Source organism: Streptomyces sp. NPDC056373 (assembly GCF_042262425.1).
In the GTDB taxonomy this organism is placed as follows: Bacteria; Actinomycetota; Actinomycetes; order Streptomycetales; family Streptomycetaceae; genus Streptomyces.
Window position 1 is genome coordinate 12,849 of the sequence record NZ_JBHJPX010000008.1, and the last position, 19,582, is coordinate 32,430.

Sequence of the window (19,582 nt, forward strand, 5' to 3'; positions counted from 1 at the left end):
CCGCGACGGGGCATTCGGGACGGTGTCAGGCGCGGTGGGCGCGCAGCGCGGCGAGGGCCCGGTCGGCGTGTGCGTTCATGCGCAGTTCGCTGCGGACGACGTCGAGGACGGTGCGGTCCTGCGCTATGACGAACGTGGTGCGCTTGGTGGGCGCCAGGGAGAGGCCTCGCTTCACCCCGAACCGCTCTCGGACCGCACCGTCGGCGTCGGACAGCAGCGGCATGCCGAGGCCGTGCCGTCCGGCGAACTCCTGCTGCCGTTCGACGGCGTCGCCGCTGATGCCGACGGGCCGTGCTCCGGCGGCGGCGAACTCGGCGGCCAGATCGCGGAAGTGGCAGGCCTGGGCCGTGCAGCCGGGAGTCAGGGCCGCGGGATAGAAGAAGAGCACGACCGGGCCGTCGGCGAGCAGGGCGGACAGGGTGCGGACGGTGCCGGTCTCGTCGGGCAGGGCGAAGTCCTCGACCGTGTCCCCGGTCTCCACACGCGTGCTCACGACCTGCCCTCCGCGTTCCGGGCCACGCCGCGGGCCCAGAGCACGAGGGGCACCTGCAGGGGCAGGCGTCCGATGGCGGCGGCCTTCTGCGGCGTGGGGCGGTGGCGCCAGTCGGCGGCCATCTTGACGTTGGCGGGGAACACTCCGACGAAGAAGGCCGCCGTGGCCAGTGCGGCGGCCTTGCGGGTACGGGGCAGTGCGAGACCGGCGGCCAGCGCGAGCTCGGCGGCGCCGCTGGCGTAGGTCCAGGCCCGGGGCGTACCGGGCAGGCCGCGCGGGATGGTCGCGTCGAACGGGCGGGGGGTGGCGAAGTGGGCGACGCCCGCGGTGGCCAGCAGGCCGGCGAGCAGCAGGGGTGAGCGTTCGGACCGGGGCACGGTTCCTCCTCTGAAGGCCTGCAGCGCATTATTACCGCCCGGTAGACGGGTCAGTTCACCGGGTCCTGGGAGCGCGGGTGATGGCGGCCCGGAGTGTAGCCGAAAGAGCGGCGGAAGACGTCGATGAAGGCACTCGCGGAGGACCAGCCGCAGCGGTGGGCCACGGTCGTGACGGGCAGGCCGTCGGCCAGCATCCGCAGGGCGTGGTAGAGCCGCGACTGGGTGCGCCACTGCGGGAAGGTCATGCCGAACTCGCGGTGGAAGAGCCGGCTGAGGGTCCGCTCCCCCACCCCGGTCGCGGCGCCGAGCCGGGCGAGGGTGCGCGCGTCGGCCGGGTCGGCGTGCACGAGCGAGCAGACGGCCGCCAGCCGCGGATCGACGGCGGTGGGCAGGCGCAGGGGCTGCTCGGGCGAGACCCGGAGCTGGTCGCGCAGGACGGCGCGCAGCCGGCGGCGTTCCGGGCCGTGGTCACCCGGGTCGCGGGTGTAGGCGAGGATCAGCTCGCGCAGCAGCGGGCTGACGGCGAGGACGGCCGGGTGGTCCAGGCCGAGCGGGTTGTCGCCGGCGGGCAGGCCGATCAGGTGCAGGTCGAGGCGGCCGTGTGCGCGATGGGCGTGCACGGTGCCGGCCGGGACCCAGATGGCGCGGGTGCCGGGGGCGAACCAGGTGCCGGCGTCGGTGGTGACGGCGACGACGCCGGAGCCCGCGTAGACGATCTGGTGGTCGTCGTGCCGGTGCGCGTCGATGCGGTCGCCCGCGGTGAGCCGCTGGGCTCGGGTGGGAGCGGTCGGGGCGTGGCGGGTGTTCGGCACGATCGGGCAGATTATCGGAAGCGGGCCGGACGTTCCGCGGACGACGATCGCCGGGTGACCTCTTCGCCGTACGGCCGACCGATCGGCCTGATGTCCCTGGGGCACGCCTGCGTGGACGTGTACCAGGGGGCCGTGGCCGCCCTCGTGCCGTACTTCGTCGCCGAGCGTGCCTACTCCTATGCCGCCGCCTCCGGTGTCGTCCTGGCGGCGTCCCTGCTGTCGTCGCTGGTGCAGCCGTTGTTCGGGGTGCTCACCGACCGGTGGGCGATGCCCTGGCTGCTGCCCCTGAGCGCGCTGACGGCCGGGGCGGGCGTCGCCCTGAGCGGGGTGACCGGTTCCTATGCGCTGACTCTGGCGGTGGTGGCCGTGTCGGGGGTAGGGGTTGCCGCCTACCATCCGGAGGCCGCCCGGGTGGCGCGGGCCCTGGCGCACGGCCGGCACACCGGGATGGGCTGGTTCTCCTTCGGCGGCAACGCCGGCTTCGCGTCGGCGCCCCTGCTGGTCTTCGCCGTGATGGCCACGGGCGGGCTGCGCGCGACTCCCCTGCTGGTCCTCCCGGCGCTGGCGGGGGCTGCGCTGTGCGCGGCGGCCGTGCGCTCGGCGGGGTCCGGCGCCGGGAGGGCCGGTGCGAGCACCGCCGCCGGTGCGGACGACTGGGGGTCCTTCCTGCGGCTGTCCGGAGCCGTGGTCTGCCGCTCCGTGGTGTTCGTCGGCCTGAGCACGTTCGTCGCGCTGTACGTGCGGGAGCGGACCGGCGGCGGCGAGGCGGCAGGCACCGCGGCGCTGTTCGTGCTGTACGCCGGCGGCGCGGTCGGCACCCTGGCGGGGGGCCGGCTGGCCGGGCGGTACGGGCGGATGCCGGTGGTGCGCCGGTCGTACGCCCTGACCGTCCTGGCCGTGGCGGGGCTGGTGCTGGTGCCCGGGCCGCCGGTGTACCTGTTCGTGGCACTGACGTCGGCGGGCCTCTATGTGCCGTTCTCGCTGCACATCACCCTGGGTCAGGACTTCCTGCCCCGGCGCGTGGGCACCGCGAGCGGGGTCACGCTGGGCCTGACCGTGAGCGTGGGCGGGCTCGCGGCCCCCGCGCTCGGGGCAGTGGCCGACGCGACGTCCCTCCGGTGGGCCCTGCTGCCGCTCGTCGTGCTGCCCGCCCTCGGCCGACTGCTGCTGTGCGGCCTGCGCGAACCGGCGGATCCGGGGGCGGCGGACGCCGTGCGGGCGGATCCGCTCGATCCGGCCGCACGGTGACCAGGAATCAGGCGGAGCCGCCCGGAGCAGCCTGGGGTTCGCCCTCCTCGTCGCCGTAGGCGAGGAAGTCGTCGACCATGCGGTGGAACAGCGTGGCGAGCTGCCGCAGCTCGTCGGGCGACCACTGGGACAGCGCCATCTGCATGCCACGCACCCCGGCCTCGCGGACCTTGGCGATGGCCTCGCCGCCGGCGTCGGTGAGCTCGATACGCTGGGCGCGGCGGTCGTCCGGGTCGGGGACGCGGGTGACGTACCCGGACTTCTGCAACTGCTGGACCGTGCGCGTGATGTGCGAGGCCTCCACGCCCAGCCGCGCGGCGAGCTCCCCCGGCCGCAGGGGCTCGGAGTCGGCGATCTGCCGCAGCAGCGCCACGGCGGCGCGGTCCAGCGGCACGCCCGCCAGGGCCATCAGCCGGTCGTGCCGGCGGGCGCGGGTGCTCAGGTAGGTGATGCGGCTGAGCGCGCGCTCGATGTCGATCACTTCCGGGGAGGGGACGGCGGGGGGCGGTGGTGTGGACATGAGCGCCACGCTACCATCTCGTTGCGTAACTCAAGTAAACCGGGCGGTCGACCGTACCCGCCGCGGTCGGCGCCGTTCAGGGGAATCAGCCGGAGAACACGCGTGAGGGCCGGGCGGTTCGTCGACACCTCACCCGTGGACCTGCCGCTGATCCCGCCCATGCTCGCCACGTCCGGCACCCTGCCGCCCGCCGCGCAGGACGCGCGGTGGGCCTACGAGACCAAGCAGGACGGCCAGCGCGTGGTGGCCTATCTGCCCGGGGACGGCAGCGTACTGCTGCGCGCCCGCTCCGGGGACGACATCACCGCCGCCTATCCGGAACTCAAGCCGCTGGGCACCGCCCTCGGCACCACGGCCGCCGTACTGGACGGCGAGATCATGGCCCTGGACGCCGAGGGCCGCGCCAGCTTCCAGTTGCTGCAGTCCCGGATGGGCCTGGCCCACGCGCCCGCCCGGGCCGCACGGCGGGCGGCGGAGGTGCCGGTCCATCTCGTGCTGTTCGACGTGATGCATCTGGCGAACCACTCACTGCTGCGGCTCCCCTACGCGCACCGCCGCACGACACTGGAGGACCTCGGCCTCGCCGGACCCTCGTGGTCGACCCCGCGCGCGCTCGTCGGCCACGGCCCCGAGGCCCTGCGCGCCACCCGGGAGCACGGCCTGGAGGGCCTGGTCTGCAAGCGGCTGGACTCCGTGTACGAACCCGGGACCCGCTCCCGGGCCTGGATCAAGATCCGCAACATGCGCACCGAGGATGTCCTGGTCGGCGGCTGGCAGCCCGGCAAGGGGCGGCTCACCGGCCTGCCGGGCGCGGTACTGGTCGGGCAGCGTGCCGCGGGGCGGCTGCGCTACGTCGGCAGCGTGGGCACGGGCTGGAGCGAGGCCGAACGCGCGGAACTCGCCGCGCTGTTGCGGGCCGCAGCGACCGGTGTCTGCCCCTTCGATCCCGCCCCGCGCACCCCGGGGGCGCACTGGGTCGTACCCCGCCTCGTGGGCGAGGTCCGCTACAGCACCCGCACCCGGGAGGGGCTGCTGAGGCAGCCGTCCTGGCTGCGGCTGCGGCCCGACCTGGCGCCTGAGGACGCGGCGGCGGACATCCCGGACGACCTGGTCTGAAACGACGGCCGGTGGTCAACTGTTGGGCTGCGATTCACTGTTGAGTTCCTCCATCCCTCTTGGCATGGACGCGTTCAGCCTGGAAGCTGAACCTCCCTTTCCCCCACAGCCGTTGGGCTGCGCCCGGACCGAGGAGGACGCAGTGTCGTCACGCCCGTTCGCCCACCACCGCAGGAGATGGCTCACCGGGGCGGCCGGTGCCGCAGCCCTCGTCCTCGCGGTCCCCGCCACGGCCCACGCGGCCCCGCCCGCGGCACTGCCCGCCAACGCGGACACGCTGGAGCAGACGTACCAGCCCGCCTACGACTACGACACCGACGGCTGCTACTCCACGCCCGCGATCGGCCCGGACGGCACCGTGAACGGCGGGCTCAACCCGACCGGCGCCCTGAACGGCAACTGCCGGGACGCCTCGGACCTCGACAACACCAACGGCTACGCGCGCTCCAAGTGCAACAACGGCTGGTGCGCCGTCCTGTACGCCCTCTACTTCGAGAAGGACCAGGCCGTGGCCGGCAGCAGCATCGGCGGCCACCGGCACGACTTCGAGCACGTCGCGGTGTTCGTGCAGGACAACCAGGTCAAGTACGTGTCGACGTCCAACCACGGCGGGTTCACCGTGCACGCGGCGTCCGCCATCCGCTTCGACGGCACGCACGCGAAGATCGTTTACCACAAGGACGGCGTCAGCACACACTGCTTCCGCGCCGCGAACGCCAACGACGAGCCGCCGGAGAACCACAAGCGCACCTGGCAGTACCCGGCGCTGGTCGGCTGGAACGGCTACCCGGCCGGGGTGCGCGACAAGCTCACGGCGTACGACTTCGGCAGCGCCAACTTCGGCCTGAAGGACGGCAACTTCGCCGGCCACCTCGCCAAGGCCAAGCCCTCCGGCATCGCCTTCGACCCGTACGCGTGACGCGCACGGTCCGGCCGGAGGCCCCGGGCCTTCGGCCGGACCCGGCTCGTGCGGTGCCGCCCCGCGGAGCGGCGGCGCCGTACCGCAGGAAGATCCACTCGTGGCGAACTGACGTACGCCGCCCGGCGGTCGGGGGAGGTACGGCACGAACACCCCCGCGAGAGGGTCTATCGTGTCCGCATGTCCGTCCCCGAACTGATTCGCATCGTCTCCCGCGACTCCCCCATGGCGCTCGCCCAGGTGGAGCGCGTCCGGGCCGAGTTGGCCGCCGCCCACCCCGGAGTGCGCACCGAGGTCGTTCCGGTGAAGACCACCGGCGACAAGTGGATGGGCGATCTGTCCCAGGTCGAGGGCAAGGGCGCGTTCACCAAGGAGGTCGACGCGGCGCTGCTGGCCGGCGAGGCCGACCTCGCCGTGCACTGCGTGAAGGACGTGCCCGCCGACCGGCCGCTCCCGGCGGGGACGGTGTTCGCCGCGTTCCTGAAGCGGGACGACATCCGCGACGCCCTGATCCACCCGGGCGGCCTCACCCTCGACGAACTGCCGGCCGGCACCCGCATCGGCACCTCCTCGGTGCGCCGCGTCGCGCAGCTGGCCGCCACGCATCCCCACCTGGAGTGCGTGCCGTTCCGGGGCAACGCCAACAAGCGGCTCGCGAAGCTGGCCGCGGGGGAAGCCGACGCCCTGCTGCTCGCGGTCTCCGGCCTGGAGCGCATCGGCCGCGAGGACGTCATCAGCGAGATCCTCTCGACCGAGACGATGATGCCGCCCATCGGCGCGGGCGTGCTGGCGCTGCAGTGCCGCGAGGACGACGCGGCGCTGATCGACGCGGTGAGCGGTCTCGGCCACCCGGACACCCACCGGGAGACCACCGCCGAGCGCATGTTCCTGCATGTGCTCCAGGGGCACTGCAACAGCCCCATCGCCGGGTTCGCACAGGTGGACCGCAGTGGTGAACTGTCCCTGCGGGCCTGCGTGTTCACCCCGGACGGCAAGACGCGCCTCAACGCCCACGAGTGGGCGGGCCGGCTCGACCCGGCCACGCTGGGCACCTCGGTCGCCGTGGCCCTGCTGCGTCAGGGTGCCCGCGAGATCATCGACGGCATCCCGCACTGACCCCCGCGACGGCCTGACGCCGGATCAGGCGGTGCCTTCCTCCGCCTGATCCCGCAGGAAGACGCTCACCTGGTGCGCCAGGCTGTCCCGCACCGCGCCCTGCTGACCGCCGGCGCCCCCCTCGTGCGCGCCGATGCCGCCCGACCAGAGCCGGCGGTCGGTCCACTCCTCCTCGACACGCAACTGCACCTGGACGTCCACCAGACTCAGGGACGCCTCGGCGCCGGCCGCGTACAGCACGGCGGTGGCCCGACGCAGCGGATAGACGTCGAAGCCCTCGATGAACTGCGAGTTGCGCCAGTCGATGAAGGCGCTCTCCCCGTCCGGGCCGAGGCGGACGTCGATCTGCCCGTCCTCCAGGTGCACGCCGAGATGGCGGCTGCCGCGGTTCTCGACCGTCACGCGGAGGCAGAAGTACGTCAGCCCCTCGGCGGCGTCGTCCCGGCCGCGGGGCGGCTCGGCCGGTTCCAGACGGTGGACGCGGACGCGCAGACCGGCATGCTCGTCGTACTCCTGCCAGTCCCCGACCACGTTCGGCTCGTACACGCTGCACCCTCTCGACCTCTGGAAGCTGCTTCCTATCTGTGGTCTCAGCGCACTGTCAAATGAGCAGAATGCGCTGTGGCCTGGCAGTTCATCCTTTTTGATCGGTGATCAAGCCGTGCCCAGCGGTTATCCGGAAAGAGCGGGAGAAAGCGCTTGCCCGGGCGTGCCGCACATCACTTCCACGAGTGAAGATCAACGGGCCAGACGGCCCAGCAGGGCCGAGGCCGCCGTGACGCCGAGTGCGGCGGCCAGGCCCAGCACCGCGAAGTCGGACACCAGATGACGGGGCGTGCCGAGGAGGAGGCCGCGCAGGGCGTCCACCTCGTAGCTGAGCGGGTTGGCCTTGCTGACGGCCTGGAGCCAGGCCGGCATCACGGACACCGGGTACAGGGCGTTGGAGCCGAAGAACAGCGGCATGGTGATCGCCTGCCCGATGCCCATCAGGCGGTCACGGCTGAGGACGATGCCGGCGATGGTCATCGACAGGCAGGAGAAGAAGGCCGAGCCGAGGACGACGATCGCGGCGACGGCGAGCAGCTTGAGGGGGTTCCAGGTCAGGGCCACGCCGAGCAGTGCCGCGATGAGCAGCACGACGACGGCCTGGACGAGCGACTTCACCCCGGCCGCGAAGGCCTTGCCGGTGATCAGGGCCGACCGCGGAGTCGGCGTGACGAGGAGCTTGTTGAGGACCCCGGCGTCGCGCTCCCAGATGATCTGGATGCCGTAGAAGATGGCGATGAACATCGCGGACTGGGCGATGATGCCGGGCGCCAGGTAGTCGACGTAGGGGATGCCGCCGGTGGGGATCGCCTTGATGCGGGTGAAGGTCTGACCGAAGATCAGCAACCAGAGGGCCGGCTGCACCGCACGGGTGTACAGCTCGGTGCGGTCGTGGCGCAGCTTCTGCAGCTCGACCGCGCACATCGCGCCGACGCGGGCGGGCAGCAGCCGCCAACCGGCCCGGGGCGCCGGAGGTTTGAGCAGCAGGTCGATGCCGTGGGCGCGGGCGGGGTCAGCCGACGCGGCGCGCGGTGCGGCGGGTGCTTCGGACATCGCGGAAATCTCCTGCCTCCTCGTCGAGACCGCTGCCGGCCACGTCCCGGAAGACGTCCTCCAGCGTCGGCGGCGTGTTCTGGGCCGCGCCCGCGGCGCGGCGGCGGGCGCCGAGCCCGTCCCGGAGCTCGGCGGGGGTGCCGAGGGCCCGGATCCGGCCGCGGTGCATCAGAGCGACCCGGTCGCAGTACTGGTCGGCCTCGTCCATGTAGTGGGTGGTCACGAGCACGGTCATGCCGGTGGCCCGGCGGACGGCGCCGATGTGCTCCCACACGCCGGTGCGGGCGATCGGGTCCAGGCCGATCGTGGGCTCGTCGAGGATCAGCAGCCGTGGGGCACTGACCAGCGCCTGGGCGAGTTCGAGCCGGCGGACCATACCGCCGGAGTACGTGGCGGCCAGCCGGTCGGCGGCGTCGGCGAGGTCGACGGCTGCCAGCGCCTGGGCGACGCGCTCGGCGCGCTCGGCGCGGGACACGTCGAAGACCCGGGCGAACAGGGCGACGTTCTCCCGTCCGGTGAGTCCGGCGTCCGCCGACAGTTGCTGCGGTACGTAGCCGAGCAGGCGGCGTACGGCCATGCGGTCCCCGGCGGCGTCGTGGCCGAAGACGCTGACCATGCCGGCGGGCACGGGGAGCAGGGTGGTGATGCAGCGGATGGCGGTGGTCTTGCCCGCGCCGTTGGGTCCGAGCAGGCCGAAGACCTCGCCCTGCCGGACGGTGAGGTCGAGCCCGTCCACGGCGTTGGTGCCGCCGAAGGCGTAGGTGAGCCCGGTACAGGCGACGGCGTCGGCCCGGGGGACGGCCTCGCCGGCCCGGGGACCCGTTTCGTCGGCCGTCCGGGGCGTCCCGTCAGCCCGGGAGCCCGCTTCGCCGGCCCTCCGGGGCATCCCGTCAGCCCGGGGACCCAAATCGTCGGCCGCCCGGGGCGTCCCGCCAGCCCGGGAGCCCGCTTCGCCGGCCTCCCGGGGGGCGATCCCGTCAGTTCGAGGGCCGGTCTCGCCGGCCCTCCGGGGCGCCCCGTCAGCCCGGGAGCCCATTTCGCCGGCCGCCCGGGGCGTCCCGTCAGCCCGGGAGCCCGTTTCGCCGGCCGCCCGGGGCGTCCCGTCAGTTCGAGGGCCCGTTTCGCCGGCCTCCCGGGGGGCGATCCCGTCAGTTCGAGGGCCGGTCTCGTCGGCCCGGGAGGCGGGCGGGTCAGCCGGGCGGGCGGGCCTGTCGGCCCGGGATGGGGCGGTGTCCCTCGTCATGACTCCTCGGCCTCCTCGTGCAGGGTGTCGGCCAGCTTGCGCAGGGCCGGGATCGCCGCGCGCAGTGCCTCGCGATCCGCTTCGTCGAGCCGCCCCACCTGGCGGTGCACGAGCTCGGCGCGGAGCCTGTGCCACTCCCCCAGCCGCGCCTCGGCGGCCGGGGTGGGCAGCAGCCGGGCGGCCCGCCGGTCGGCGGGGTCGGTCTCGCGGACCAGGTAGCCCGCCCCCGCCAGCTGGTTGACCAGGGTGGACACCGAGTTGGCCGCCAGCCCGAGGTCCTTGGCCGCGTCGGAGATGCCGACGCCGGGCCGGGCCACGACCAGGCGCAGCAGTTCCACCTCGGCACCGCGCAGCCGCGGGTCGGGCATCTGCCGCCGCAGGCGCCGCCGGATCAGCCGCTGAACCCCGACGAGCGCGTCGGCCAGCTCTTCAGGGAAGGTGTCCGGCTCCATGGGCCGAGATTAGCTCTGCAACAGAGCTAATCGGTCCAAGGCGGGGTCAAGAGAGGTCAAGAGACGTCCCTGAAAGGGCAGCGACCTCGAGAGCGCCCGCGTCGCGCCCGCGTCCCCCAAATGCCGTATTGTCTGAATTGCCAGTGCTTCGGACAGGAGGCACGTATGTGGGGAGCGGGCCGCCCGGACTCCTGGTTTCCGTGACGTCCGAGGCCGCGCTTCCCGCGGTGTCTGTCCCCATTCAGCACCTGCTCAGGGAGGTGCGCACCATGCGTATCGCCGGCAGCACCCGAACGCACCCCCACGACGACGCCCCCGACACCGCGGCGGCGTTCGCGCGTCTCGCGCAGCTGCCCGAAGGGCCCGAGCGCAAGGCCCTGCGGGACGAGCTGGTCGAGGCCTGGCTTCCCATGGCCGAGCGGATCGCCATCCGGTTCCGCGGCCGCGGCGAGTCCCTCGAGGACCTCTACCAGGTGGCCGCTCTGGGCCTGGTGAAGGCGGTCGACCACTACGACCCTGCCCGCGGCAACGCCTTCGAGGCGTACGCGGTACCGACGGTCACCGGCGAGATCAAGCGCCACTTCCGTGACCACATGTGGACGCTGCACGTCCCCCGCCGGGTCCAGGACCTGCGCAACCGGGTGCGGCACGCCGCCAAGGAGCTGTCGCAGACCACCCCGGGGCGCGCCCCCACCGTCGCCGAGATCGCCGAGTTCGCCCAGCTCACCGATGGTGAGGTGCGCACCGGAATGGAGGCCCTGGAGTGCTTCTCCGCGCTGTCGCTCGAGGCGGAGATGCCCGGGACCGACGGCTACGCCCTCGGGGACGCGATCGGCGGACCCGACCCGGCGTTCGACATCGTGGTCAACCGGGTGGCCGTCCGGCCCTGCCTCGAGGCGCTGCCGGAGCGCGAACGGATCATCCTCTATCTGCGTTTCTTCAAGGGCATGACCCAGAGCCGTATCGCCGAACAGCTCGGCATCTCGCAGATGCACGTCTCCCGGCTGCTCAGCAGTTGCTTCGCCCATCTGCGTGAGGAACTGCTCACCGAGGCCCGCTGACGCGCGGGCGCCCGGTGCCGCTGGCGGGGCTCACCCCTCCGGCGGCGACCCGGGGATCTGCGTCGGTCCGGCGCGATCGAGGGCGTCCTCCAGCACGGCCCGGATCTCTTCCGGCATCACGCCCGTGCGCCCCCAGACGAGGATCAGCTCGGCCACATTGCGCAGCTTGATGTTGGTGTGCTGGGAGACCTCCTTCAGCACGGCCCACCCCCGGTCGGGGGAGATCCGGCCGAGTGCCACGACCATCCCGATCGCCTGGTCCACGACGGCATGGGAGACGACCGCCTCCTTCAGCTGCTGGACCTGCTCCTGAAGTTCGAGGATCCGATCCGAGCCCCCGTCCGTGGTCATGGTCACCTCCGGGTCCGGTGCGCCGCTGCGCCCGAGGTCCCACCGGATGCTTGAGTACCTTGACGCAGTGTCCGACCCATCCATCGTCGTCACTCGGTACGCCCTGTGCCACCGGGGCGGACCAGGCCGGACGCCGTTTCGGCGCCCCCGCCGGGGTACTCGGCAGGCGCCCACAGCGGTTCCGGCCGGACACTGGTGTCAATCCTCCGGTGGCTGCCAGGCCGACGAGATCAGGACGCGACTGCCATGAACCACGACATGCCCACCTCCTCCGGCACGAAGGACGTCGTCTCATCACATTCCGTGTTCGGCGCGCCCTGCTGGGTGAGCCTGACCAGCCGGGACGTCAAGGCGACGGAGGAGTTCTACGGGGCCGTGCTGGGCTGGCAGTGGCGGCCCGCCAAGCTCGGTGACCGGTTCCGGATCGCGCTGGTGGACGGCTCGCCGGTGGCCGGCATCGCGGGCGTGGCGACCATGTGGCAGATGGCGGTGGCGTGGACGCCGTACTTCGCGGTGCGCAGCGCGGACGAGGCGGTGGCGCGGGTGCAGGAGCGCATGGGGACGGTCGCGGTCGGGCCGATCTCCCTCCCGCCGGGGCGGGCGGCGCTGCTGGCCGACCGGGACGGGGCGACCTTCGGCATCTGGGAGGGCGACCTCTTCACCGACTGGGAGACCTGGCGCAACGCCCAGCCGGCCTTCATCACACTGCACACCCGGGACGCCTTCGACGCGGCGATCTTCTACGGCGAGATCCTCGAGTGGGCGAGCCGGCGGCCGGGCTGCTGCGAGGTCCACTACGAGGGCGGCGAGGTCGTGCTGCGCAGCCGTGGGGACGTGGTGGCCCGGATCGAGTCAGGGGCCCTGGAGGCGGCCCCCGACCCCGCGATCCGGCCGCACTGGCAGGTCCACTTCTCCGTGGACGACGTGGAGGCCTGCGCCCGTGCCGCCGAACTCCACGGCGGCAGCGTCCTGTCCAAGGGAAGCGACGAGGCCGTGCTGCGCGACCACGACGGAGCGCAGTTCACGGTGACCGCGCGCCGCGACCGCTGACGGTCACTCCGGCTCGCGTGCCGCCCGTGACGGCCGGGACAGCAGAACCAGGCTGCGGGCGTCGACGCCGAGGTCCGTCCCCGCCTTGTGCTCGGACTCGTCGGGGGCGCCCTCCGGGTCGGCCGTGTCGATGAGGGCCTTCCAGCGTTCGCCGTAGGAGGCGTCCGGCAGGCGGAAGTCGACCGGTTCCCAGTGGCTGTTGAGGAGCAGCAGGAACGAGTCGTCCACGACCGGGCGCCCCCGCGGATCGGGCTCGGCGATGGCGTCGCCGTTGAGGAAGACACCGACGGAGTGCGCGTCGCCGCGCTCCCAGTCGTCGTCGGTCATCTCGCGGGCGTCGGGCGCCAGCCACACCAGGTCGGGCAGCGGCTGGTCCGCCCGGGTGAGGGTCTCGCCGAGGAAGAAGCGGCGCCGCCGCAGCACGGGATGTGCCGTGCGCAGCCGGATAAGGTACCGGGTGAACTCCAGCAGATCGCGCTGTTCCCCGGTGAGCCGCCAGTCGATCCAGGACATCTCGTTGTCCTGGCAGTAGGCGTTGTTGTTGCCGCCCTGGGTGCGCCCGAGTTCGTCCCCGTGGGAGAGCATCGGGATGCCCTGGGACAGCAGCAGCGTGGCGAGGAGGTTGCGCTGCTGGCGCGTGCGCAGTTCCAGCACGGCCGGGTTGCGGGTCGCCCCCTCGGCGCCACAGTTCCAGGACCGGTTGGTGCTCTCGCCGTCCTGGTTGTCCTCGCCGTTGTCCTCGTTGTGCTTGTCGTTGTAGGACACGAGGTCGCGCAGGGTGAAGCCGTCGTGCGCGGTGACGAAGTTGACGCTGGCGCGGGGCCGGCGCCTGCTGTGCTGGTACAGGTCGGAGGAGCCCGTGAGCCGGGAGGCGAGCTCGCCGAGGGTGTGGTCCTCGCCGCGCCAGAAGTCCCGGACCGCGTCGCGGTACATGCCGTTCCACTCCGACCACAACGGCGGGAAGTTGCCGACCTGGTAGCCGCCCTCTCCGACGTCCCAGGGCTCGGCGATCAGCTTGACGCGGCTGATCACCGGGTCCTGCTGGATGAGGTCGAAGAACGCCGACAGCCGGTCCACCTCGTGGAACTGCCGGGCCAGAGTGGCCGCGAGGTCGAAGCGAAAGCCGTCGACGTGCATCTCGGTCACCCAGTACCGCAGCGAGTCCATGATCAGCTGGAGGACGTAGGGGTGGCGCATCAGCAGGCTGTTGCCGGTGCCGGTGGTGTCGTAGTAGTGCTCCCAGTCGCTGTCGACCAGGCGGTAGTACGAGCAGTTGTCGATGCCGCGGAAGGACAGCGTGGGCCCTCTCTCGTTGCCCTCGGCGGTGTGGTTGTAGACCACGTCGAGGATCACTTCGAGACCGGCCGCGTGCAGGGTCTTCACCATCTGCTTGAACTCGGCGACCTGCTCGCCGCGCGTGCCGTGGGCGGCGTAGCCGTTGTGGGGGGCGAAGAAGCCGATGGTGTTGTAGCCCCAGTAGTTGGCCAGTCCCCGGTCGTGCAGCACCCCGTCGTGGACGAACTGGTGGACCGGCATGAGCTCCACGGCGGTGACGCCCAGGGAGGTCAGGTGCTCGACGGCCGCGGGGTGGGCCAGCCCGGCGTAGGTGCCCCGGAGTTCCTCGGGCACCTCGGGGTGGGTGCGGGTCATGCCCTTGACGTGTGCCTCGTAGATCACCGTGTCGGCGTAGGGCCGGCCGGGCCTCGCGTCGTCGCCCCAGTCGAAGGCCGGGTCGGTCACCACGCCGAGCATCGTGTGCCCGGCGCTGTCGGCCGGGTCGGGGCCGCCGGGGTTGCGCTCGTAGAGCGAGGGGTGGTTGTCGATCTGCCCGTCCACCGCACGGGCGTACGGGTCGAGCAGCAGTTTCGCCGGGTTGCAGCGGTGGCCCGCGGCCGGGGCCCACGGCCCGTGTACGCGGTACCCGTAGCGCTGGCCGGGCCCGACGCCGGGGAGGTAGCCGTGCCACACGAAGCCGTCGACCTCGTTCAGCGGCACCTGGGTGTGGGTGCCGTCGTCGTCGACCAGGACCAGCTCGACGCGTTCGGCGACCTCGCTGAACAGCGCGAAGTTGGTGCCCTCCCCGTCGTGGTCCGCCCCCAGAGGGTAGGGGCGCCCGCCCCAGGCGGACGCCCCTTTCCGTGACGGCCGGCGCGTCACCGGGCGTCCTCCAGAACCTCGGCCGGGATGCCGGCCGGCCCGGCAAGCTGCGCGACCCGTTCCTCGCGAGGCACGTCGAGGCCCTCGCTCTCGCGCGGCGCGGGCGCGGTCGGCACCAGCGGTACGCGTTCCCCGGCGCGGGCGCGCTGCGAGAACCAGATGACCTTGCTGCCGGTCTCGGTGGCGCAGCAGCCCCAGCCGTCGCTCATCGCCGCGAGGTGCTCCAGGCACCCGCGCAGCTCCTGGTCCGGGCGCAGGGCGCGGTCGTTGTCCCCGATGGCGGTGATCAGGTGCTGCCCGTTCCACCACATCTCGACCGACGTGTTCTTGTCCGTGGCGTGTTCGTCGATGGCCTTGAGCAGCATCTCGGCACCGCCGCAGACGGGCTGGATCAGGTTGTCCAGGTCCCAGAACCTCAGGTGAGCGGCCAGAATGCGGCTGACCTGTCCCACCCGTTCCGGGCTGACTTCCACGTCGAGGTGGTAGTAGCAGGGCACTGCGGTCTTCATCGGTCGGCTCCTCACCGCGAAGCTCGGTTCCTTCTCGCTCCCGCGGTCCTGCGGGACGAGCCCCGAACACGGAACGTGAGCGTTCATCGCTTCTGAGTCACACTCAGCCTGAGGGTGATAGCCCGTTCGTGCAACACGAGCGCACAGCTGAGGCCGGAGTACACACAAGTGAGCGGGTTCGGGTGACCTGAACGGCCCAGCGAAACCACTACTGGTTGAAGATCCAACAAGACGCTGCGTCGTCCCGCGTGCACCATGTGTGAAGAACTCGATCGCCGTCACGGATCCGTGCCGCTGTGCGCACGGCCGCCGTCCGACCGTCGGGAGACCGTGCCCCTCGAGCCCCGAAAGGTGATCGGCGCCATGCTGCTACCCGCCAAAGCCGAAGTCGCCCGGCAGTTGCGGCGTTACCGGGCCTGGGAACGCGTGATGCTCGCGGCACCGAACGACCGCACCGTGCGGACCACGTTCGAGGACTCCGGCTACACGCTCTGTGTGCTGATGGGCAAGCGCTGCGCTCGGGAGGCCGCGGACGCGGCCGAGCGGTACCTGCGCACGAACCACGTCACCTACCTGCAGGAACAGCAGATCACCTGCCTCCAGGAGCAGCACGTCACCTGTCTGCAGGAACCCGGCGAACGGACTCGTCCGGCCACGGCCGTCCGACGCAGACCGTCGGCGGCCGAACGGAGATCCCCGGCCGCCGAGCACAGATCCCCGGCGGGAAGGTAACGGCCTTCCCACACATCCCGTCCCCCGGCCGGGCCCTGCGGCCCGGCTTTCGAGCACGCTGGAGGTGAGGACCATGAGAAGGACCCGGGCCATCGGCCGCATCCCGGTACGGGACGTCCGCCCGGCCGTGGAGAGCGGCAACCGGCCGGCGAAGGCAGTCGTGGGTGAATCGTTCGAGGTCACCGCCACCGTGTTCCGGGAGGGGCACGACGCGGTGGCCGCCAATGTCGTTCTGAAGGACCCCGAGGGCCGCCCCGGGCCGTGGGCGCCGATGCGTGAACTCGCCCCCGGCAGCGACCGCTGGGGCGCCGAGGTCGCCGCGAACGCCGTCGGCCACTGGTCGTACCGGGTGGAGGCCTGGAGCGATCCGGTGGCCACCTGGCGCCACACGGCGGACGTGAAGATCCCGGCGGGCATCGACCCGGGCCTGGTTCTGGAGGAGGGCGCGGAACTGTACGAGCGGGCAGCGGCCGGCGTGCCGAAGGGAGCCGGCCGCACGGTGCTGCTCACCGCGGCGAAGACCCTGCGCGACGATTCGCTGTCCGCGGCGGCTCGTCTGGCGGCGGCGCTGACGCCGGAGGTGGACGCGGTCCTGGCCCGCCATCCCTTGCGGGACCTGGTCACCAGCAGTGAGCCGCTGCCGCTGCTCGTGGAACGGGAGCGGGCCCTGTACGGCTCGTGGTACGAGTTCTTCCCGCGCTCCGAGGGCACCCCCGAGCAGCCCCACGGCACCTTCCGCACCGCCGCGCGCAGACTCCCGGCGATCGCCGCGATGGGCTTCGACGTCGTCTACCTGCCGCCGATCCACCCCATCGGCACCACCTTCCGCAAGGGCAAGAACAACACCCTCTCCCCCGGCCCCGACGACGTCGGCGTGCCCTGGGCGATCGGCTCGCCCGAGGGCGGCCACGACGCCGTCCACCCCGGCCTGGGCACCCTGGAGGACTTCGTCCGGTTCGTCCAGCAGACCCGGGAGCTGGGCATGGAGGTGGCACTGGACTTCGCGCTGCAGTGCTCCCCGGACCACCCCTGGGTGCACAAGCACCCCGAGTGGTTCCACCACCGCCCCGACGGCACCATCACCTACGCGGAGAACCCGCCGAAGAAGTACCAGGACATCTACCCGATCGCCTTCGACGCCGACATGGACGGCCTGGTCGCCGAGACGGTGCGGGTGCTGCGGCACTGGATGGACGCCGGGGTGCGGATCTTCCGGGTGGACAACCCCCACACCAAGCCGGTCGTCTTCTGGGAGCGGGTGATCGGGGAGGTCAACCGCACCGACCCCGACGTGATCTTCCTGGCCGAGGCGTTCACCCGGCCGGCGATGATGCACACCCTGGCCCAGATCGGCTTCCAGCAGTCCTACACCTACTTCACCTGGCGCAATTCCAAGCAGGAGCTGACCGAGTACCTGACCGAGCTGTCGGGTGAGGCCGCCTCCTACATGCGGCCCAACTTCTTCCCCAACACCCCCGACATCCTGCACGCCCACCTCCAGCACGGCGGCCGCCCCGCCTTCGAGGTCCGGGCCGTCCTCGCCGCGACCCTCTCACCGTCCTGGGGCATCTACTCCGGCTACGAACTGTGCGAGAACACCCCACTGCGAGAAGGCAGCGAGGAGTACCTCGACTCGGAGAAGTACCAGCTCCGCCACCGCGACTGGGAAGCCGCCGCACGCGAGGGCCGCACCATCGCCCCGCTGCTCACCCGCCTCAACACCGTCCGGCGGGAGCATCCCGCGCTGCGCCGGCTCAGGAACCTCCGTTTCCACCACACCGACAACAACGAGGTCATGGCGTACAGCAAGCGCAGCGGATCCGATGTGGTCCTGGTGGTCGCCAACCTCGACCCCCACCACACCCAGGAGGCCACGGTCTCGCTGGACATGCCGCAACTCGGCCTGGACCGGCACGAGTCGGTTCCGGTGCGCGACGAGCTCACCGGCGAGACCTACCACTGGAGCAGGAACAACTACGTGCGGTTGGAGCCGGGGCGGGCTCCCGCGCACGTCTTTCACGTCCAGTCCCCGCCCGCCGCACACGCGAACGGAGGGGCCGAAGCATCATGACCGTGAACGAGCCCGTGCTGGACACCTTCGAGGACACCCCTGCCAGGGACCGAGACCCCGACTGGTTCAAGCGCGCCGTCTTCTACGAGGTGCTCGTCCGCTCGTTCCAGGACAGCGACGGCGACGGCGTCGGCGACCTGAAGGGCCTCACCTCCAAGCTCGACTACCTCCAGTGGCTGGGCGTCGACTGCCTGTGGCTGCCGCCCTTCTTCAAGTCACCCCTGCGCGACGGCGGCTACGACGTCGCCGACTACACGGCCGTCCTGCCGGAGTTCGGCGACCTGGCCGACTTCGTGGAGTTCGCCGACGCCGCCCACCAGCGCGGCATGCGCGTGATCATCGACTTCGTCATGAACCACACCAGCGACCAGCACCCGTGGTTCCAGGAGTCGCGCAAGGACCCCGACGGACCCTACGGCGACTACTACATGTGGGCCGACGACGACAAGGGCTACCCGGACGCCCGGATCATCTTCGTCGACACGGAGACCTCGAACTGGACCTTCGACCCGGTGCGCGGCCAGTACTTCTTCCACCGCTTCTTCTCCCACCAGCCGGACCTCAACTACGAGAACCCGCGCGTCCAGGAGGAGATCCTGGCCGCGCTGAAGTTCTGGCTGGACCTGGGCATCGACGGCTTCCGGCTGGACGCGGTGCCCTATCTCTACGCGGCCGAGGACACCAACTGCGAGAACCTGCCCGCCACGCACGACTTCCTGAAGCGGGTGCGCAAGGAGATCGACGCGCAGTACCCGGACACCGTGCTCCTGGCGGAGGCCAACCAGTGGCCCGAGGACGTCGTCGACTACTTCGGCGACTACCCCAGCGGCGGCGACGAGTGCCACATGGCCTTCCACTTCCCGGTCATGCCGCGCATCTTCATGGCCGTACGCCGGGAATCGCGCTACCCCGTCTCCGAGATCCTGGCCAAGACCCCGGCCATCCCCTCGGGCTGCCAGTGGGGGATGTTCCTGCGCAACCACGACGAGCTGACGCTCGAGATGGTCACCGACGAAGAGCGCGACTACATGTGGGCCGAGTACGCCAAAGACCCCCGCATGCGCGCCAACATCGGCATCCGCCGCCGGCTCGCCCCGCTGCTCGACAACGACCGGCACACCATCGAACTGTTCACCGCCCTGCTGCTGTCGCTGCCGGGCTCGCCGATCCTGTACTACGGCGACGAGATCGGCATGGGCGACAACATCTGGCTCGGCGACCGGGACGCGGTGCGCACGCCGATGCAGTGGACGCCCGACCGCAACGCCGGCTTCTCGACCTCCGACCCGGGCCGTCTCTTCCTGCCCGCGATCATGGACCCGGTCTACGGCCACCAGGTGACCAACGTCGAGGCGTCGATGTCGTCGCCGTCCTCGCTGCTGCACTGGACCCGGCGCATGATCGAGATCCGCAAGCAGAACCCGGCCTTCGGGCTCGGCTCCTACACCGAACTGCCCTCTTCCAACCCCGCTGTGCTGGCGTTCCTGCGCGAGGCCCCCGTTTCCGGGGAAGGAGGGGACGACCTGGTCCTGTGCGTCAACAACTTCGCGCGGTTCGCGCAGCCCACCGAGCTGGACCTGCGCGAGTTCGCCGGGCGCCACCCGGTGGAGCTGTTCGGCGGGGTCCGCTTCCCGGCGATCGGCGAGCTGCCGTACCTGCTGACGCTCGGGGGCCACGGCTTCTACTGGTTCCGGCTCACCCGGGTCGCCTCCCGCATCGGCCGGCGACTGTGAGCCAGCGCCGACGAAAGGAGGCG

20 protein-coding genes are annotated in these 19,582 nt (G+C 71.8%); 9 read left to right on the forward strand and 11 right to left on the reverse strand.

The features are described 5' to 3' along the window. Positions 1–25: 25 nt before the first annotated feature. From ACFCXS_RS17790 to ACFCXS_RS17800, 3 genes are read right to left on the reverse strand one after another with little or no spacing between them, the layout of a single operon-like run. Positions 26–493: a peroxiredoxin gene (locus ACFCXS_RS17790; protein ID WP_376644270.1), complete on the reverse strand. Its 468-nt coding sequence runs from the start codon at positions 491–493 to the stop codon at positions 26–28. Next, the gene (locus ACFCXS_RS17795) at positions 490–870 is read right to left on the reverse strand and encodes a DoxX family protein (protein WP_376644271.1); all 381 of its coding nucleotides are present in this window, start codon (positions 868–870) and stop codon (positions 490–492) included. The genes ACFCXS_RS17790 and ACFCXS_RS17795 overlap by 4 nt, the downstream gene beginning before the upstream one ends. A 50-nt stretch (positions 871–920) precedes the next feature. Continuing rightward, complete coding sequence (locus ACFCXS_RS17800) at positions 921–1,682, reverse strand: helix-turn-helix transcriptional regulator (RefSeq protein WP_376644272.1); 762 nt, start codon at positions 1,680–1,682, stop codon at positions 921–923. 90 nt (positions 1,683–1,772) lie between these two features. Here ACFCXS_RS17800 and ACFCXS_RS17805 point away from each other — a divergent pair, with 90 nt between their 5' ends. After that, positions 1,773–2,930, forward strand: coding sequence for an MFS transporter (locus tag ACFCXS_RS17805; RefSeq protein WP_376644622.1), 1,158 nt, complete (start codon positions 1,773–1,775; stop codon positions 2,928–2,930). A 7-nt stretch (positions 2,931–2,937) separates the two neighbouring features. Here the strand turns inward: ACFCXS_RS17805 and ACFCXS_RS17810 are convergent, their stop codons facing one another. After that, on the reverse strand, positions 2,938–3,450 hold the full coding sequence (locus tag ACFCXS_RS17810) for a MarR family winged helix-turn-helix transcriptional regulator (protein WP_376644273.1): 513 nt from the start codon (positions 3,448–3,450) through the stop codon (positions 2,938–2,940). Between the two features lie 135 nt (positions 3,451–3,585). On the opposite strand from ACFCXS_RS17810, the gene ligD reads away from it, so the two are divergent. The 3 genes from ligD to hemC all read left to right on the forward strand — a co-directional run bounded on the left by ligD (position 3,586) and on the right by hemC (position 6,601). Then, positions 3,586–4,566: a non-homologous end-joining DNA ligase gene (gene ligD / locus ACFCXS_RS17815; RefSeq protein WP_376644623.1), complete on the forward strand. Its 981-nt coding sequence runs from the start codon at positions 3,586–3,588 to the stop codon at positions 4,564–4,566. A 142-nt stretch (positions 4,567–4,708) separates the two neighbouring features. Beyond that, positions 4,709–5,485 carry an NPP1 family protein gene (locus ACFCXS_RS17820; RefSeq protein ID WP_376644274.1) on the forward strand — a complete coding sequence of 259 codons (777 nt, stop codon included), beginning with the start codon at positions 4,709–4,711 and terminating at the stop codon, positions 5,483–5,485. A 180-nt stretch (positions 5,486–5,665) separates the two neighbouring features. Further along, positions 5,666–6,601, forward strand: a complete 936-nt coding sequence (hemC, locus tag ACFCXS_RS17825) for a hydroxymethylbilane synthase (RefSeq protein WP_376644275.1) — start codon at positions 5,666–5,668, stop codon at positions 6,599–6,601. A gap of 24 nt (positions 6,602–6,625) precedes the next feature. On the opposite strand, the gene ACFCXS_RS17830 is transcribed toward hemC, so the two are convergent. From ACFCXS_RS17830 to ACFCXS_RS17845, 4 genes are all read right to left on the reverse strand, one after another. Then, a complete protein-coding gene (locus tag ACFCXS_RS17830; RefSeq protein ID WP_376644276.1) occupies positions 6,626–7,147 on the reverse strand; it encodes a hypothetical protein in 522 nt (173 codons plus the stop codon). A 192-nt stretch (positions 7,148–7,339) separates the two neighbouring features. After that, on the reverse strand, positions 7,340–8,200 hold the full coding sequence (locus tag ACFCXS_RS17835) for an ABC transporter permease (RefSeq protein ID WP_376644277.1): 861 nt from the start codon (positions 8,198–8,200) through the stop codon (positions 7,340–7,342). Further along, positions 8,160–9,086, reverse strand: a complete 927-nt coding sequence (locus ACFCXS_RS17840; RefSeq protein WP_376644278.1) for an ABC transporter ATP-binding protein — start codon at positions 9,084–9,086, stop codon at positions 8,160–8,162. The genes ACFCXS_RS17835 and ACFCXS_RS17840 overlap by 41 nt, the downstream gene beginning before the upstream one ends. A 353-nt stretch (positions 9,087–9,439) precedes the next feature. Further along, on the reverse strand, positions 9,440–9,895 hold the full coding sequence (locus ACFCXS_RS17845; protein WP_376644279.1) for a MarR family winged helix-turn-helix transcriptional regulator: 456 nt from the start codon (positions 9,893–9,895) through the stop codon (positions 9,440–9,442). 269 nt (positions 9,896–10,164) lie between these two features. Here ACFCXS_RS17845 and ACFCXS_RS17850 point away from each other — a divergent pair, with 269 nt between their 5' ends. Next, positions 10,165–10,956 carry an RNA polymerase sigma factor SigF gene (locus tag ACFCXS_RS17850; RefSeq protein WP_376644280.1) on the forward strand — a complete coding sequence of 264 codons (792 nt, stop codon included), beginning with the start codon at positions 10,165–10,167 and terminating at the stop codon, positions 10,954–10,956. Between the two features lie 30 nt (positions 10,957–10,986). On the opposite strand, the gene ACFCXS_RS17855 is transcribed toward ACFCXS_RS17850, so the two are convergent. Continuing rightward, entirely contained in the window at positions 10,987–11,307 is a 321-nt protein-coding gene (locus tag ACFCXS_RS17855; protein WP_376644281.1) for an ANTAR domain-containing protein, read from the reverse strand. Between the two features lie 246 nt (positions 11,308–11,553). On the opposite strand from ACFCXS_RS17855, the gene ACFCXS_RS17860 reads away from it, so the two are divergent. Then, entirely contained in the window at positions 11,554–12,357 is an 804-nt protein-coding gene (locus ACFCXS_RS17860) for a VOC family protein (protein ID WP_376644282.1), read from the forward strand. Positions 12,358–12,360: 3 nt separating this feature from the next. Here ACFCXS_RS17860 and glgX read toward each other — a convergent pair whose 3' ends face one another. Both glgX and ACFCXS_RS17870 read right to left on the reverse strand, forming a co-directional pair. Continuing rightward, positions 12,361–14,514: a glycogen debranching protein GlgX gene (gene glgX, locus ACFCXS_RS17865; protein WP_376644283.1), complete on the reverse strand. Its 2,154-nt coding sequence runs from the start codon at positions 14,512–14,514 to the stop codon at positions 12,361–12,363. Continuing rightward, the gene (locus tag ACFCXS_RS17870) at positions 14,511–15,023 is read right to left on the reverse strand and encodes a pep a2 (protein ID WP_376644284.1); all 513 of its coding nucleotides are present in this window, start codon (positions 15,021–15,023) and stop codon (positions 14,511–14,513) included. The genes glgX and ACFCXS_RS17870 overlap by 4 nt, the downstream gene beginning before the upstream one ends. A 363-nt stretch (positions 15,024–15,386) precedes the next feature. Between ACFCXS_RS17870 and ACFCXS_RS17875 the strand changes: the two genes are divergently transcribed. From ACFCXS_RS17875 to treS, 3 genes are all read left to right on the forward strand, one after another. Then, positions 15,387–15,755 carry a DUF5133 domain-containing protein gene (locus tag ACFCXS_RS17875; protein ID WP_376644285.1) on the forward strand — a complete coding sequence of 123 codons (369 nt, stop codon included), beginning with the start codon at positions 15,387–15,389 and terminating at the stop codon, positions 15,753–15,755. 73 nt (positions 15,756–15,828) lie between these two features. Then, positions 15,829–17,826 carry an alpha-1,4-glucan--maltose-1-phosphate maltosyltransferase gene (locus ACFCXS_RS17880; RefSeq protein ID WP_376644286.1) on the forward strand — a complete coding sequence of 666 codons (1,998 nt, stop codon included), beginning with the start codon at positions 15,829–15,831 and terminating at the stop codon, positions 17,824–17,826. Next, complete coding sequence (gene treS, locus ACFCXS_RS17885; protein WP_376644287.1) at positions 17,823–19,559, forward strand: maltose alpha-D-glucosyltransferase; 1,737 nt, start codon at positions 17,823–17,825, stop codon at positions 19,557–19,559. The genes ACFCXS_RS17880 and treS overlap by 4 nt, the downstream gene beginning before the upstream one ends. The last annotated feature ends 23 nt before the right edge of the window (positions 19,560–19,582 follow it).